Origin of the sequence: Nocardia brasiliensis ATCC 700358 (genome assembly GCF_000250675.2) — a bacterium.
GTDB classification, from domain to species: Bacteria; Actinomycetota; Actinomycetes; order Mycobacteriales; family Mycobacteriaceae; genus Nocardia; species Nocardia brasiliensis_B.
Window position 1 is genome coordinate 2564806 of record NC_018681.1, and the last position, 16148, is coordinate 2580953.

Sequence of the window (16148 nt, forward strand, 5' to 3'; positions counted from 1 at the left end):
CTCCATTTCGACACACGAACAGTTGTGACGAAATTCTAGCTAATTACCTTTGACCTGCCTACCTTGGCGATGGCACACAGTGTTCACAAGCGAAAGGAACGAGTCGATGGAGATCACGGTTCGACAGGCACAGCGGCAAGATCGCGACGCGGTCGTCGAGGCGTTCACCCTCGCCAGCCCCGACGAGGAGGTGACCGCCTGGGTGCTCGCCGGCCATGCCTTCGAACAGTTCAGCGGGCAGTACGTGCCCGGTCTGATCGACCGCGCACTGGCCGACGACGAGATCTGGCTCGCGGGCTCGGGCTCGCAGATCTGGGCGGTCTCGATCTGGCAGCACGTGGCATCCGCGGATCGGCTCGAACGGGATGCGGTCGAGGCGCGGGCGTTGGCCGCGACCGCGCCGGACATCCGTCCGCTGCAACGCGCCGCGTACGTCTCCGACCTGCTGGCGCGCACCCACCCCCGCGAATTCCCGCACCGCTACCTGCAGGTGATCGTCACCGTGCCGGAGCATCGAGGCAAAGGCGCGGGCGGCGCGATCCTCGCGGGCCAGACGAAAGCGGCGTCCTCGGCCGGTGTACCCGCCTACCTCGAAGCGAGCACGGAACGGTCCGCCAGGTTGTACGCCCGTAACGGGTTCGGCCGCACCAACATCGACCACGACCTGCCCGAAGGTGGGCCCACGCTGCGCCCGATGTGGTTCCGGGGATAGTCGCGGAGTGCGCTGACGGGGGAGTGCGGTGGGGTGCCGGGGCGCGACGTCGGGCGCTGGTGCGCGGGGCGAGGCGGTGACGAGTGGTGGCGTCTGGCGGTGGCTGTGGAGTGTTTCGAGATCGCCAGGTAGTTGGGTGGCTGCTCGGGGAAGTCGACACTGTGGCCGGTGGTTGGGTGCCGGGTGCGGAGCGGTGGCAGGCTGCGGGGTGCGGGTCCCACCGTCTGGGCGGTCAGACGGTGGGGGTGAGGGAGTGGGTTCGGGATGGGGGCTCGGCGGATAAGCTCGCCGGGTGACCGACTCGAACCTGCTGCAAGGCCCTATCCATGAGGTACACGTCGAACTCGGGGCGACGTTCGCTCCGTTCGGCGGGTGGGAAATGCCCGTCTCCTATGCGGGGACGGTCGCCGAACATCAGTCGGTCCGCACCACGGTCGGACTGTTCGACGTGAGCCACCTCGGCAAGGCGACGGTGCGCGGTGCGGGCGCGGCGGATTTCGTGAACTCGGCGCTCACCAACGACCTCGGCCGCATCCGGCCGGGCAAGGCGCAGTACACGCTGTGCTGCACGCCCGACGGCGGGGTGATCGACGACCTGATCGCCTACTACGTCAGCGACGACGAGATCTTCCTCGTGCCCAATGCCGCCAACACCGCGTCGGTGGTCGCGGAACTGCAGAAGGTGGCACCCGAAGGCATCACGGTGACCGACGAGCACCGCGAATACGGCGTGTTCGCGGTGCAGGGTCCGCGATCCACCGACGTGCTGACCGCGCTCGGCCTGCCCACCGACATGGAGTACATGGCCTACGCCGACGCCGAATGGGACGGCCGTCCGGTCCGCGTGTGCCGCACCGGCTACACCGGTGAACACGGCTACGAACTGCTGCCCCGCTGGGCTGACGCCGCACCGCTGTTCCGCGCGCTCGTCGAGCAGGTGCGCGCCGCCGGCGGTCAGGCCGCCGGCCTCGGCGCCCGCGACACCCTGCGCACCGAGATGGGTTACCCGCTGCACGGGCACGAACTGTCCCTCGAGATCTCGCCGGTGCAGGCCCGCACGGGCTGGGCGGTCGGCTGGAAGAAGCCGGAATTCTGGGGCAAAGCCGCACTGGAACAAGAGAAGTCGGCGGGCCCGCGCCGCACCCTGCTCGGCCTCAAAGCCCTCGACCGCGGTGTGCTGCGCCAGGGTCAGACGGTGCTGCGCGACGGCGAGCCGGTCGGCGAAACGACCTCCGGCACCTTCTCGCCGACCCTCAAGATCGGCATTGCCCTCGCCCTCCTCGACACCGAAGCGGGCCTCGAGCCCGGCACCGAGGTCGAGGTAGACGTCCGCGGCCGCGCGTTGCGCTGCGAGGTCGTGCGCCCGCCGTTCGTGGAGACGAACACGAAGTAAGGCCGGGGGCCAAGGTGTGCGGGCGCGGATTCTCGACAGCCGCACACCTTTCGCGTTTCTGGTGCGATGCGCCAGGACACGTTCACCGACATGGGCAGCACAGGCCTCGCCGTCCGAAGTGGTTCGCGTCGCCCGTGCATCCTGCGGAGGCTAACGCCGCCCGCAGTTGCACGTGCTGTCCGCGGTGGTTCGCGCCGTCGGCGACCGCGCCCGCCGCCCCGACGGGTGCGCGCACTCCCGCACCCTTTCTGGGGTGAGGTGCGGTGTGTCGTGCGGCGATGCCGTACGTGGTGGATCGCGGTTCTCGTTCGGTCTGTAGTGAACCGCGTCGTCCATGCGGTCTGAGGTGACTCGCGCCGGGCGCAGTTGCTCGTACTGTCCGCGGTGACTTGTCGTCGGCGATGGCGCCCGCCGTCCTGGCGAGGGCGCAACTCCTGCACCTTTTCTGGGGTGAGGTGCGGTGTGTCGTGCGGCGAGTCGGGGTGCGTTTGCCTAAAAGGGGTGCGGATGCCGGCCTTTGCTGTGGCGGCGATGGTCGGGCGGCAGCGCGAAACCCCGGTTGTCGGTGCGGCGTTGGTTTGTTGCCGTGCTGTCTGCTGTCTGCTGTCTGCTGTCTGCTGTCTGCTGTCTGCTGTCTGCTGTCTGCGGTTTGCTCGTGCCGCGTGCCGCGTGCCGCGTGCCGCGTGCCGCGTGCCGCGTGCCGCGTCCCGACCGACGTGCCGCGTCCCGACCGACGTGCCGCGTCCCGACCGACGTGCCGCGTCCCGACCGACGTCCCGCGTCCCGACCGACCCGACGTGCGGTCGTGCCGACATCCCGTCGTGCCGACGACGTGCGTGTCGTCCGCGCGTCGGGGATCCGTAGGTCCGCACTGCACACAGGCGCTTATCGGCGTGTCGCGCGGCATGGCGCGGCGGTGTCAGTGGTGCGCAGGGTGCGAACTGAGCGGTGTGGTTTCCTGGGGCGATTTGGGGCGCAGGGTGCAAAGTGGTGCGTGGGAGGTTGTGGTGGCGGGAACTTTTACGGTCAGAGGGGTGATCGGCCGCGAACCCGGGAACCGACCCCGATAGGATCACCAGCATGACCGTTGCTGCACAGTTTGCCCGTGTTCCGCATCCCGCGCCCGCCCCGGCGCAGCGGCGACAAGAGGTACTGGCGGCGCCCGGGTTCGGGCGGTTCTTCACCGACCACATGGTCTCGATCGACTACGTCGACGGCGAATGGATCAATGCGCGCGTCGAGCCGTACGGCCCGCTCTCGCTCGACCCCGCCACCATGGTTTTCCACTACGGCCAGGCCATTTTCGAAGGGTTGAAGGCGTACCGGCAGAGCGACGACAGCGTCTCCTGCTTCCGCATCGACGCGAACGCCGCCCGGTTCCGCAGGTCCGCCCGCCGGATGGCGATGGCCGAGCTGCCCGAAGAACTGTTCATCGAATCCGTGCGTCAGCTGCTCGAAGTCGACCGCGACTGGGTGCCGGCCGCGGGCGGCGAAGATTCGCTGTACCTGCGCCCCTTCATGTTCTCCACCGAGGCCAGCCTGGGCGTGAAGCCCGCGTCCGGCTACAAGTATCTGCTGATGGCCTCACCGGCCGGCGCCTACTTCCCGCGTGGCGTGAAGCCGGTGCGGGTGTGGCTGTCCACCGAGTACGTGCGCGCCGCGCCCGGCGGCACCGGCGAGGCGAAGGTCGCGGGCAATTACGCGGCGTCGCTGCTCGCGCAGGCGGAGGCGACGGAGAAGGGCTGCGATCAGGTCGTCTGGCTGGACGCGTGTGAGCGCCGCTACGTCGAGGAAATGGGTACCAACAACCTGTTCTTCGTCTTCGGCTCCGGCTCCGAGGCGCGCCTGGTCACCCCGGAACTGTCCGGCTCGCTGCTGCCCGGCATCACCCGCGACTCGCTGCTCACCCTGGCCGCCGACTCCGGTTTCCCGGTGGAGGAGCGCAAGGTCTCGGTCGAGGAGTGGCGTAAGGGCGCCGAATCCGGTGCCATCACCGAGACTTTCGCGTGCGGTACCGCCGCGGTGATCACCCCGGTCGGCTGGGTCCGTTCCGGCGACGGCGAGTTCACCATCGGCGGGGGCGAGCCCGGCGAGGTCACCATGGCGTTGCGCGACACCCTCACCGGGATCCAGCGCGGCACCTTCGCCGACATCCACGGGTGGATGCGCGGCATGTAGTCCTGGTGGAGGCTTCCTTGCGGAGGCCTCCACCCACGGTCTGTCAGCCGGGCATGAGCATGTGCCACTGCTCCAGGGTCTGCGGGCGCAGGACGTAGTTGTTGTCCCGGACAGTGGACAGCGGAGCGAACGGGTCCTGCGAATACCAGTGGCCTGGATAGACGACCGGATCACCGGATAAACCGGCCAAATAGCGCAGGCTGCGGAACATTTCGTCGGAATCCCCGCCCGGGAAGTCGGTGCGGCCGCAACCGTCCACGAACAACGTGTCACCCGCGATGAGCCGGCCGTCGAAAAGGAAGCATTGACTGCCGGGCGTGTGGCCCGGGGTGTGCAGCAGTTCGATGTCGAAGGCGCCGACGCTGACCTTGTCGCCGTGCTCATGGCCGGTCAGTTCGCTGGACGCGATACCGGTGACATTGGCCACCCAGGACAACTCATTCGCGTTGACATGCACTGGGACGCTTGTCTTTTCGAGTAGTTCGCGCACGCCGCCCAGGGTGAACCCGAGCATGGTGCCGCCCACGTGGTCCGGGTGGTGGTGGGTGGCGAGCACCCCGGTCACGCGTAGTCCGTCGCCCTCGGCGATATCGACCAGATCGGCCGCCGCGTACGCCGGATCGACGACCACCGCCTCCCCGCTCTCCCGATCGCCGATCAAATACGCGAAATTGCGCATCTGCGTCGCAATCGGATCGCCGACGGCGTAGTCCCTCCCCGACAACAGCTGGCGAAAATACAGGCGCTCAGAAGACATACAGCACACCTTATTGCCCGACCCAGACGCTTCGCGCGCCGCAGCCGTAAATACCCGGCGACCGTCTCCCGCCACCTGGACATTCGCGTACCCAAGTCCGGATCAAGATCAAGAGGATGGGGTGGATGTCCTGTAGTGGACAACGATGGGCGGGCGCGTATGCCGGTGTGCGGGTGCCGGATCTCGCTTGGTGGTACGGCATCAACAGCGATCGGACTGGCGTGCGACGACAGACTGTGCGACGGGCAGTGGTGCGTTTCGTTGTAGCCCGTAGCCCCCGCACTCAACGCCCAGCAGCTCGCTGCCCGCAGTTCGCCCTGCGGTTAGCGATAGGGCAGCCCTGCGTCGCGCTGCCCAGCAGTTCGCGGCCCGCGGGTTCGCCGTGCGGTTCGCCGCGCCCCGTAGCCCGCGGTCCCTGCAACTCTCATCCCGAGCTCGCAGCCCTGCGTCGCGCAGCCCAGCAGTTCGCTGCCCCCAGTTCTCCCCTGCGGCTAGCCGCTCCGCAGCTCTGCGTCGTGCAGCCCAGCAGTTCGCGGCCCGCGGGTTCGGCCCTGCGGCTAGCCGCTCCGCAGCTCTGCGTCGTGCAGCCCAGCAGTTCGCTGCCCGCAGTTCGGCCCTGCGGCTAGCCGCTCCGCAGCTCTGCGTCGTGCAGCCCAGCAGTTCGCTGCCCGCCAGTCGCAGCCTGCGGCCAGTTGGGCGTGCGGCGCGGTGTCACGAGCCTCGCCGTGCATCTGCGACGCGCACGCAATGAGTCGGCGTCTTGCATTCGATTTCGCGGCCGAACGAGCACCGACGGGCGTCGTGTCGTGGGATGCGTTGTCGGCGTGCGTGTTCAGGGTCAGAGGTGGAGGGAGACGACGGCGGCGGTGAGGGCGACGGTGAGTTCGATTGTGGCACCTAGGGTGTCGCCGGACAGGCCTGCGAAGCGACGGACCGTGTGGCGGACCAGGAGAACGGTTGCGGCGAGGGCTATCAGGACGGCGAGCGGGCCCAGCCAGCGGTGCTCCGGAGTGGCGAGGGTCGCTGCCGCCAAAGCAGCGACGGACCAAGCCGCGACAGTGAATGGACGCTGGGTGCCCGCGACCAGTGCGCCGAAACCGGTGTCCGGTGCAGCCTCGATACCCTTGCGGCAGGCGAGAACTACAGCGACACGACCGACCGCGACCGCTAGAGCTACGGCGAACCAGCGCTCGGCCTCGGCCAGGGCGGCGAACGAAAATGCCTGCACACCAATGGAGAACACGAGGGCCGCCACGCCGAAAGGCCCGGCCCCACCGCTTTTCATGATCTGCCGCGCACGCTCGGGTGGGCCGTAGCTGCCGAGCCCGTCCATCGTGTCCGCGAGCCCGTCCAGATGCATGCCGCGCGTGATCAAGGCCAGCGCACCGACCACCACCAACCCCGCCAGTATCGAACCAGCGCCCACCCGATCCAACACCCACAGCAGACCCGCCGCCCCAGCCCCCAGCAGCACACCGACCAACGGGGCCAACGCAATTGCCCGCCCCGCCACCACCCGATCCACCGTCTCCGGCCCACGCACCGGCAACACGGTCAACCAGGAAACCGCCAACCGCACCCCGTTCATCCGCGCCCGCACCGGTCCATCGAAGCCGCACGCGCACTTGCCGGCGTTCGTGCACTCGCGGCCGAGGGGCGGTGGGTCACTTGCGGAGGTTCGGGGTGTCGGCGGGGACGGAAAGGGCGGTGTTGTCGGCGGTTTCGGTGTCCGCGGTGCTGACGCCTGCCTCGTCGAACGTGGACATGTCCGCGAGGGCGGCGACGGCGGCACGGAGCAGGGGGAGCGCGGTGAGGGCGCCGGAACCTTCGCCGAGGCGCATGCCGAAATCGAACAGAGGCTCGAGCCGGAGACGTTGCAGGGCGAGTTCATGCGCGGGTTCGGTGGAACGGTGGCCCGCCAGCCACCAGGCCGCCGAGCCTGCCGCAAGATCCTCCGCCACCAACGCCGCAGCCGTCACGACTACGCCGTCGAGCAGCACGGGTGTCCGGCGGGCGGCGGCTTGGGCGAGGAACGCGGCCATCGCGGCGAAATCAGCGCCCGCGGCGACGCGGAGCAGTTCGACCGGGTCCTTGACCACGGGACGGGCCCGGCGCATGGCATCCCGGATCGCCGCGACCTTGCGGGACCAGCCCGCGTCGTCGACCCCGGTGCCGCGGCCGACCGCGGCGACCGGCTCGGTATCGGTGAGGGTGGCGATCAGCACGGTGGCGGGGGTGGTGTTGCCGATGCCCATATCGCCCGCGATGAGCAGGTCGGCGCCCGCGTCGATCTCCTCGTCGGCGATCGCTTTGCCTGCCGCGAGGGCGGCGCGCACTTCGTCTTCGGTCAGGGCGTCCTCGCGGTCGATCGCTCCGCTGGACCGGCGCACCTTGTGCTTGGTGACCACCGGATCGGTGTCGGCGTCGACGGAAATGTCCGCGACCCGGACGGTGGCGTCCGCGACCGCGGCGAGCGCGTTCACCGCGGCGCCTCCGGCGAGGAAGTTCGCGACCATCTGCGCCGTGACCTCGCTCGGGTACGCCGAAACCCCGTGCCGCGCAACGCCGTGATCACCGGCGAACACCACGACCCTGGCGCGCTCGAACTGCTTCGGCGGGCACACACCCTGACAGGCCGCGACCCAGTTGCCCAGTTCCTCCAAGCGGCCCAGCGCCCCACCTGGTTTGGTCAGCTGTGCCTGTCGCTGCTCGGCCGCCGCCCGAACCTGTGCGTCGGGCGGTGTCACCGCCCCGAATCCGTCTGTCACTATCCACCCTTCCGGTCGGAGCGGCCCAGACCACCGCACTCTCCCGCCCAATCTTGCCCGCTCCCCACCCGCCCCACCGCACCCACCCACATCCCCAGCACTGGACGGATGATCACCAGGTAATGGTGGCGGAAGCCTCCTCGGGCGATGCCGCCACCATTACCTGGTGATCAGTCGACCAGTCGGGTCAGCGGCTGGCGCTGACGGGTTTCGCGTTTGCGCGTCCGTACGCGAGGGCTTTCTGCTATTTGAGGCGGAGGGGGAGGCCGGCTACAACGAGGAAGGCTTCGTCGCAGGTGTGGGCCAGGCGCTGGTTGAGGGTGCCTATTTCGTCGCGGAACAGGCGGCCGGAGCGGGTGGCGGGGACTACGCCCATGCCGACTTCGGGGGTGACGATGATCAGCCGGCGCGGGTATGCGGCTACGGCGGCGACCAACGCGTCGGTGTCGGGCGTAACGGTGCCGCGGGGGGATTCCCAGGCGTCGCGGGCGTCGATGCGGGCGGTGAGCCAGGTGCCGATATCGTCGACGAGGGTCGCGCCGTCGAATGCGGGACCACGCAGAACCGTTGCCGGATCGGCACTTTCGACCACCGTCCAGGAGCCGGGCCGGCGGTCGCGATGCTTGGCGATGCGTTCGGCGAAATCGAGATCGGCCGGATCGGGCACCGAGGTCGCCAGATACCGCACCGCCCCACCTGCAGCCAGTTCCTCGGCATAAGCCGACTTACCCGACCGCGCCCCACCCAACACCAGGGTCCGAAGCGGCTCCACGGCCGAAACACTGTGCGACACGCCCGCACGCTACCAACCACCCCAGCTATGCGGTGCGGACTGCCCCATTGGTGTCTCATCTCCATCTGCGCTTGCCTGACCGCGCCCACTCGAGGCCAGGGTCCGAGGGGGCTCGACGGCCTAAACGGTGTGCGACACGCCCGCACGCTATTAACCGCCCCGGCAGTGCCGCGCCCGAGCCGCGCCTGCGGTGGCCGCACCCTCGAGACAGGCTGTGCTCTGCGCGAAGGATGCGGTGGCCATCGGCGCTGCACGGTGTGCCGGTTGGGTGCTGCCTCAGGCTTCGAGGAGGTGAGCGTCGGCGACGTGCGTGGTCCACCGCTGACTCAATCGAGCCGGAAACCTCAGGCAGGCGTTTCGACAACTTCGGGGAGGGCGCCGAAGCGGCGGCGGTATTCGGTGGGGGCGATGCCGACGAGGCGTTGGAAGTGGTGGCGTAGGAGGGCGCCGGAGCCGAAGCCGGCGCGGGCGGCGATCTGTTCGAGGCCGAGGTCGGTTTCCTCGAGGAGTTGTTTGGTGAGCAGGATGCGCTGGTTGGTCAGCCATTTCACCGGGGTGGTGCCGGTTTCGGCGGCGAAGCGGCGGGCGAAGGTGCGGGTGGACATGGTGGAGCGGGCGGCCAGGTCCTCGATGGTGTGGGCGAGGTCGAGGTGGTCGCTCATCCATTCCAGGGTGGGGATGAGGCTGTCGGAGGTGCAGGTGGCGACGGGGCGTTCGATGAATTGGCGTTGCCCGCCGTCGCGTTGCGGTGGCACGACCATGCGCCGGGCGATCGCGTTGGCGACCGCGCTGCCGAGTTCGCGGCGCACCAGGTGCAGGCAGGCGTCGATGCCCGCGGCGGTGCCGGCGCTGGTGATCAGGTTGCCTTCGTCGACGAAGAGCACGTCGGGGTCGACGGTCGCGTCGGGGTACAGAGCGGCGAGTTCGTCGACGTAACCCCAGTGTGTGGTGCATTTGCGGCCATCGAGCAGGCCTGCGGCGCCGGCCAGGAACGCACCGGAGCAGACGGTGAGGACGGTCGCGCCTGCGGCGGCGGCATCCCGGACGGCGTCGACGACGCGGGGGTCGAAGCCCTTTTTCGCGGAGGCCGCCGGGATGGCGACGAGGTCGGCGTCCGCGAGTTCTTCGAGACCGTATTCGGGGGTGAGGGTGAGGCCGGGCGAGGTGGAGCGCAGCGCTTTACCCGGCTCGGCGCCGCACACTCGGAAGTCGAAGGCGGGCAGCCCGTAGGAGCTGCGGTCGAGCCCGAAAACCTCGCAGAGGACCCCGAACTCGAACATGGCCATGCGATCGGACAGCACCACGGCGACCTTGGACAGCATGCACCAAGGATACTGGCTGAATCTTTGCGAAGTGTGTCAGTACCGCCACTTTCGGCGGTAACTCAATGGGCGCAAAATTACTGCCATGGTTACTTTCTTCCTCACCCTGGCAGTCATCGTCGCTTTCGCCGCCTTCGTTCGGACCTTCTCCAGCCCGGTCGGCTCGACCAATGTCACCGATCGCGACGCCCAGCGCATGCATGCCGAACTGACGGCCATGCTCGGCCGCACCGCCAACCACTGATCCCCATGTGTCCGCCCCGAGCGGCCCGGTTCGTGTCCGCGAACCGGGCCGCACTCATGTTCGGGGTGACCCGTTAAACCGCGGTACCGGGGGAAACCTGCGGCTTCGGGGCTCGCATCTTGCGGATCTGGGACGCCCGGACGAACGCGTACCAGCCGAGTTTGAACCCGGTGTCGGTGGTGTCGGGGAAGCGCTCCCGGACCCGGTTGTTGACGATCCGGCCGAGCACGAAGCCCTCGGCGATCATGAAGAACATCATGACCAGCATCGCCAGCGTGACGATGGTCTGCAGCGCGGGCGCCACGAACATCGACAGGATCAGCACCAGCGCCATCGGCATGAACAGGCCGACCAGGTTGCGCCGGGCGTCGACGAGGTCGCGGACGAACCCGCGCACCGGCCCCTGATCACGCGGCAGCAGGTACTTGTCCTCGCCGGCGAGCATGCGGTTGCGCCGGTCGGCGACCGCGGCCTTGCGTTCGGCGGAGGCCGCTTTGCGCTCCTCCTTGGTGCCGCGGGTGGCCTTGCGCCGGGCGCGGGCCTCCTTCGCGGTCAGGGGTGCGGGAGCCACCGGACCACGGCGCTTGCCTTGTGCGTCACGGCGTTTCGGAGTGGGACGGCCCTTGCCCGCAGTGGTGGTAACCGCTGTTCGGGTGGAGCCCGCGGTCGAGTTGCCGTCCGCGGTCGCCGTCTCATCGGCGGCCGCGTCGGTGCTGCTGGACTCGCCGCGACGGAACAATTTCACACCGACCAGGCTATTCGATGGAATACGCGGCGGGAAATGCGGTCCGATTCGCGCAGGTGCGTGGGGTCACAGAGGTGACGTGTTCCTTCGCGCACGATGGTGGCAAGATGGGGAATAGCAGCCCGCCGAGTGGTGTTGACCGACACGACCCGTGCGCTGTTCACGGGTCGACGACAGGTTCCTCGAGGAGAGTTCATGACTGTGCAGAACGAGACCGCCACCGAAACCCACGGTGTGGTGCTGACCGACGCTGCCGCCAGCAAGGCGAAGGCGCTGCTGGACCAGGAGGGTCGCGACGACCTGGCGCTGCGGATCGCCGTGCAGCCGGGTGGTTGTGCCGGCCTGCGATACCAGCTCTTCTTCGACGACCGCTCGCTCGACGGTGACCTGACCGTCGATTTCGACGGCGTCAAGCTGGCTGTCGACCGGATGAGCGCCCCGTACGTGCAGGGTGCGTCCATCGACTTCGTCGACACCATCGAGAAGCAGGGCTTCACGATCGACAACCCGAACGCCACCGGCTCCTGCGCCTGCGGCGATTCCTTCAACTGAGACCACGCGTCGTCCGCGGGTCCACCGCGTAACAGCCCACCCCACGTGAGAACTCACGTGGGGTTGCGTGTTTCCGGCCCGCGTCGTGTCCTGCCACGCCAGGGCCGAACCATCGCTTGCCGCCGTGGATCTCGCGGCGCAGATATGCCCCGATCGGGGTATCGGAGCGGCGGCGCGGGATTGGTACGGTGATGCAGGGGAAGTTGTTTTCCCGGTCTTCACCGCCTGTCGCCTACCGTTGAAGGGCTCAGCCTCGTGTCCATCGCCGTTTCCGCGTCCATTGCCACCGACCACCTCATGCGTTTTCCGGGACGGTTCGCCGACGCACTGCTGGCCGATCAGCTCGACCACGTCTCGCTGAGCTTCCTCGTCGACGATCTGCAGATCCGCCGCGGTGGTGTCGCGGGCAACATCGTCTACGCGATGGGCCTGCTCAACCGTAAGCCGCTGCTCGTCGGTGCCGTGGGCGCCGACTTCGCCGAATACCGGCAGTGGCTGGAATCGCACGGTGTCGACTGCTCCGGCGTGCTGATCTCGGAGAAGGCGCACACCGCGCGGTTCGTGTGCACCACCGACGACGATATGGCCCAGATCGCGTCGTTCTACCCGGGTGCGATGAGCGAGGCCCGCGACATCTCGATCGGCGATCTCGCGCAGAAGCACGCGCTGGATCTGGTGCTGGTCGGCGCCAACGACCCCGAGGCGATGTTGAAGCACACCGCCGAATGCCGCGCGCTCGGCATCCCGTTCGCCGCGGACCCGTCCCAGCAGCTGGCCCGCCTCGACGGCGACCAGGCCGTGCAGCTGATCGACGGCGCCGCATACCTTTTCACGAACAAGTACGAGTGGGCGCTGCTGCTGCAGAAGACCGGGCTCACCGAGGCCGAAATCGCGCAGAAGGTCGGCGTCCGGGTGACCACGCTCAGCGAGCACGGCGTGCAGATCGTCGATCGGGACGGTACCGAGCTCACCGTCGGCGTGGTCCCGGAAACCACCAAGGTCGAGCCGACCGGCGTCGGTGACGCGTTCCGCGCCGGCTTCCTCACCGGCCACACCGCGGGCCTCAGCCTGGAACGTTCCGCTCAGCTCGGTTCCCTGATCGCCGTGCTCGTCCTGGAGACCATGGGCACCCAGGAGTGGACCCTGAACAAGGAAACCGCCCTGGACCGCCTCGCCGAGGCCTACGGCGCCGACGCCGCCGCGGAAATCAAGCCCCTGCTCTGAGCGCATAACCTGTTCCGCCGCAGACGAAGTCGGGCACGGCGGGCTGACGCCTGCGAGCCACCGATCGGCTCGTTGTATGGCCGCTGATGTGCGGTGCCGGGTAGGCGAGGGCGGGTAGGTGCACTGACGGGCGCGATCTGCGTCGCACGGATTGGCTCGTTGTATGGCCGCCGATGTGCGGTGCCGGGTAGGCGATGGCGGGCAGTTGCACTGACGGGCGCGATCTGCGTCGCACGGATTGGCTCGTTGCACGCCAACTGATGTGCGGTGCGGGTAGGCGATGGCGGGCACGTGCACTGACGAGCACGACCTGCGTCACGGATGCGCCGACTCCAGCCGACCCGGGCGAGGTAGGCCGCGCCCGAATTGCGGGAGTGCACAGGTGCGCGGCGGGCTGGTTCAGCACAGCGTCGCGGGCGAGGGCCGGGGGATCGCACAGCCACTTTCGGGCCGATTGTTGCCCGATGTGCGGATACGCGGCAAGCAGGAATACGTGAGTTGTGCCGCCGCGCACTTTTTGTCGGGCTGCGCGCGTGTTTGCTGACGAACACGCGCGCGGCGAGCAAATTGGTGCGCGGCGGGCGAATAGGTGCGCGGCGGGCTGATTCAGCACAGTGTCGCGGGCGGGTTCCGGCGGATCGCCCGGCGCGAGCGTATCGAGGGTTACTCGTGCCGCACAGCCACTTTCGGGCCGATTGTTGCCGGACGTGCGGATACGCGGCAAGCAGGAATACGTGAGTTGTGCCGCCGCGCACTTTTTGTCGGGCCGCGCGCGTGTTTGCTGACGGACACGCGCGCGGCGGGCGAATTGGTGCGCGGCGGGCGAATAGGTGCGCGGCGGGCTGATTCAGCACAGCGTCGCGGGCGTGGCCCGGATCCACGTGGCCCGGGGGATCACCTGGCGTGAGCGCATCTGGGGTTACGCGTGTCGCACAGCCAGTTTCCGGCCGATTGTTGCCGGACGTGCGGACACGCGGCAAGCAGGAATACGTGAGTTGTGCTGCCGCGCACTTTTTGTCGGGTTGCGCGCGTGTTTGCTGACGAACACGCGCGCGGCGAGCGAATTGGTGCGCGGCGAGCAAATTGGTGCGCCGCGGGCTAATTGGTGCGCCGCGGGCTAATTGGTGCGCCGCGGGCTAATTGGTGCGCGGCGGGCTGATTGGTGCGCGGCAGCTGCGTCGATCGGGCTGTCCGCACCGCTGACGGACACGCGCGCGGTGGGCGAATAGGTGCGGGGGAGCCATTTTGATCGCGCTGTTCGTGCGCTGAACGACGAAGTGCCCCGCGGCCGGAGGCGGAGGGGCACTTCGCGTGTGATCTACAGGGAGACCGGGTAGACCGGCTCTTGGATATCGGGCTTGATGCGGTCTTCGACGAAGATGCCGTGCCAGACCATGAAGACGAGCAGGGTCCAGAGGCGGCGGCTGTGGTCGACGCCGCCGGCGCGGTGCGCGACGAGCATGTCGCTGATCGCGGCTTTGTTCAGCAGGTGGTCGGTCTGTGATTCGAGGATCTGCTGCTGGGCCCAGTCGTAGAGTTCGGTGCCGCGCAGCCAGTGCCGCAGCGGCACCGGGAAACCGAGCTTGGCGCGGTGCAGTACATGGGGCGGGACGATGCCCTCGAGTGCCTGGCGCAGCGCGTATTTCGTGGTTTCCTTGGTGATCTTCTGCTCGAACGGCAGCCCTTCGGCGACCCGCAGCACCTCGGAATCCAGGAACGGCACCCGCAATTCGAGCGAGTTGGCCATGGTCATCTTGTCGGCCTTGACCAGGATGTCGCCGCGCAACCAGGTGAACAGATCCAGGTGTTGCATGCGCGCCACCGGATCCCAGCCGCGCGACTGCGCGTAGATCGGTGCGGTGACGTCCTGATGCGTCCATTCGGGCCGGAATTCGCGCAGCACGGAACGCAATTGGGCGTCGTTGAAGCTGCGCGCGTTGCCGTAGTAGCGCTGTTCGAGAGTGAGCGAACCGCGGTGCAGCAGGCTTTTGCCCCTGGTGCCGTCCGGGATGCGGTCGGACAGCTTGCCCGCCAACCTGCGCAGCGCGCCGGGCAGGTACTCGAACGGCTTGAGCGACAACGGCTCCCGGTAGATCGTGTACCCGCCGAACAGTTCGTCGGCGCCCTCACCGGAAAGCACGACCTTGACGTGCTTACGCGCCTCCTTGGCCACGAAGTACAGCGGCACCAGCGCCGGGTCGGCCACCGGATCGTCGAGATACCAGACGATTTCGGGGATGGCGGCGGCGAATTCGCTGGGGGACACCACCTTCACGATGTGCCTGGCGCCGATCGCCTCGGCGCTCTCCGCGGCCACATCGACCTCGGAGTAGCCTTCGCGCTCGAACCCGGTGGTGAAGGTGATCAGCTTCGGGTTGTGTCGCATGGCCAGCGCCGCGACGGCGGTGGAGTCGATGCCGCCGGAGAGGAAGGAACCGACGGTGACGTCGGCGCGCATGTGCTTGGCGACCGAGTCCTCGAGCGCCTCGGCGATCTCGCGGTAGCGCGCGGCCGCCGCACCTTCGGCGAACGGACGCACAGTGAATTGCGGGTGGAAATACCGGGTGATCTCCGGCGTCGCGCCCGGCCGCACCGTCGCGTAACTGCCGGATTCGAGCCGCCGGATGTCCTTGTGCAGGGTCTCGGCTTCGGGCACGTATTGCAGCACTGTGTAGTGCTCCAGCGCGCGCGGGTCGAGCGCGTCGGTCAGCTGCAGCGGGGCCAGCAGCTCGAGCAGGCTCTTCTTCTCGCTGCCGAACGCGGTCCCGCCGGGGCCGGTGGCCAGGAACAAGGGCTTGATGCCGAACGGGTCGCGGGCCAGGAACAGCGCGTTGGTCTCGGTGTCCCAGATCGCGAACGCGAACATGCCGCGCAGCTTGCGCACCGCCTCAGGACCCCAGTAGTGGAACGCCGCGACGACGGCCTCACCGTCGCCCTCGGTGCGGAAGATCGAATCCCCGGCGTACTCCGCGCCGTGCGCCTCGGCCAGTTCCTTGCGCAGCTCGATGTAGTTGTAGATCTCGCCGTTGAAGGTCAGCGCGTAGCGCTCCCGGTTCTCCGGCGGGCCCCAGCGCAGCGGCTGGTGCGAGTGCTCGATATCGATGATCGACAGGCGGTTGAACCCGAAGATCATGTGGTCGTCGTGCCAGGTGCCGCGCTCGTCGGGGCCGCGATGCCGGACGCAGTGCAGGGCGTCGTACACCTGCTCGACCACGCCAGGTGCTGCTTCGTCAGATGTCAGAAACCCGAGCAGTCCACACACGGCGTCGGCAACCTCGTTTCTCGTGCAGGGGCGCGGCCCGGACGGGGGCGCCCGAATGTCTTGCGGGGGCGGCGCGCAGTGTCTGCCGCGAGCGGTCGTGCCGGGACGTGCCGGGGCCTGCCCTCGCGGTGAGCACAGCGGCCGAAATGTTGTGTCCGAGTATGCCGCACGCCGCCCCTCCGCGCGTCGCGCGCACCC

13 protein-coding genes are annotated in these 16148 nt (G+C 68.4%); 6 read left to right on the forward strand and 7 right to left on the reverse strand.

Annotated features, from left to right (window positions below):
• Window positions 1–106 precede the first annotated feature (106 nt).
• From O3I_RS11505 to O3I_RS11515, 3 genes are all read left to right on the forward strand, one after another.
• A complete protein-coding gene (locus O3I_RS11505) occupies window positions 107–712 on the forward strand; it encodes a GNAT family N-acetyltransferase (RefSeq protein ID WP_014983082.1) in 606 nt (201 codons plus the stop codon).
• 292 nt (window positions 713–1004) lie between these two features.
• Complete coding sequence (gcvT, locus tag O3I_RS11510; protein WP_014983083.1) at window positions 1005–2105, forward strand: glycine cleavage system aminomethyltransferase GcvT; 1101 nt, start codon at window positions 1005–1007, stop codon at window positions 2103–2105.
• A 1080-nt stretch (window positions 2106–3185) separates the two neighbouring features.
• Window positions 3186–4283: a branched-chain amino acid aminotransferase gene (locus O3I_RS11515; protein WP_014983084.1), complete on the forward strand. Its 1098-nt coding sequence runs from the start codon at window positions 3186–3188 to the stop codon at window positions 4281–4283.
• Between the two features lie 43 nt (window positions 4284–4326).
• Here the strand turns inward: O3I_RS11515 and O3I_RS11520 are convergent, their stop codons facing one another.
• From O3I_RS11520 to O3I_RS11540, 5 genes are all read right to left on the reverse strand, one after another.
• The gene (locus tag O3I_RS11520; RefSeq protein ID WP_014983085.1) at window positions 4327–5040 is read right to left on the reverse strand and encodes an MBL fold metallo-hydrolase; all 714 of its coding nucleotides are present in this window, start codon (window positions 5038–5040) and stop codon (window positions 4327–4329) included.
• An 838-nt stretch (window positions 5041–5878) separates the two neighbouring features.
• Window positions 5879–6628: an adenosylcobinamide-GDP ribazoletransferase gene (locus tag O3I_RS11525; RefSeq protein WP_014983086.1), complete on the reverse strand. Its 750-nt coding sequence runs from the start codon at window positions 6626–6628 to the stop codon at window positions 5879–5881.
• A gap of 76 nt (window positions 6629–6704) precedes the next feature.
• Window positions 6705–7808, reverse strand: a complete 1104-nt coding sequence (cobT, locus tag O3I_RS11530; protein WP_014983087.1) for a nicotinate-nucleotide--dimethylbenzimidazole phosphoribosyltransferase — start codon at window positions 7806–7808, stop codon at window positions 6705–6707.
• Between the two features lie 244 nt (window positions 7809–8052).
• Complete coding sequence (locus tag O3I_RS11535; RefSeq protein WP_081593960.1) at window positions 8053–8580, reverse strand: bifunctional adenosylcobinamide kinase/adenosylcobinamide-phosphate guanylyltransferase; 528 nt, start codon at window positions 8578–8580, stop codon at window positions 8053–8055.
• Window positions 8581–8945: 365 nt separating this feature from the next.
• Window positions 8946–9923, reverse strand: a complete 978-nt coding sequence (locus O3I_RS11540) for a helix-turn-helix domain-containing protein (RefSeq protein WP_014983089.1) — start codon at window positions 9921–9923, stop codon at window positions 8946–8948.
• Window positions 9924–10008: 85 nt separating this feature from the next.
• On the opposite strand from O3I_RS11540, the gene O3I_RS45480 reads away from it, so the two are divergent.
• Window positions 10009–10167, forward strand: a complete 159-nt coding sequence (locus O3I_RS45480; protein WP_156055072.1) for a hypothetical protein — start codon at window positions 10009–10011, stop codon at window positions 10165–10167.
• A gap of 73 nt (window positions 10168–10240) precedes the next feature.
• On the opposite strand, the gene O3I_RS11545 is transcribed toward O3I_RS45480, so the two are convergent.
• Window positions 10241–10912, reverse strand: a complete 672-nt coding sequence (locus O3I_RS11545; RefSeq protein ID WP_014983090.1) for a DUF3043 domain-containing protein — start codon at window positions 10910–10912, stop codon at window positions 10241–10243.
• 195 nt (window positions 10913–11107) lie between these two features.
• On the opposite strand from O3I_RS11545, the gene O3I_RS11550 reads away from it, so the two are divergent.
• Window positions 11108–11464 carry a HesB/IscA family protein gene (locus O3I_RS11550; RefSeq protein WP_014983091.1) on the forward strand — a complete coding sequence of 119 codons (357 nt, stop codon included), beginning with the start codon at window positions 11108–11110 and terminating at the stop codon, window positions 11462–11464.
• Between the two features lie 255 nt (window positions 11465–11719).
• A complete protein-coding gene (locus tag O3I_RS11555) occupies window positions 11720–12688 on the forward strand; it encodes a carbohydrate kinase family protein (protein ID WP_014983092.1) in 969 nt (322 codons plus the stop codon).
• Window positions 12689–14006: 1318 nt separating this feature from the next.
• On the opposite strand, the gene asnB is transcribed toward O3I_RS11555, so the two are convergent.
• The gene (gene asnB, locus O3I_RS11560; RefSeq protein ID WP_041562564.1) at window positions 14007–15950 is read right to left on the reverse strand and encodes an asparagine synthase (glutamine-hydrolyzing); all 1944 of its coding nucleotides are present in this window, start codon (window positions 15948–15950) and stop codon (window positions 14007–14009) included.
• Window positions 15951–16148: the final 198 nt, after the last annotated feature.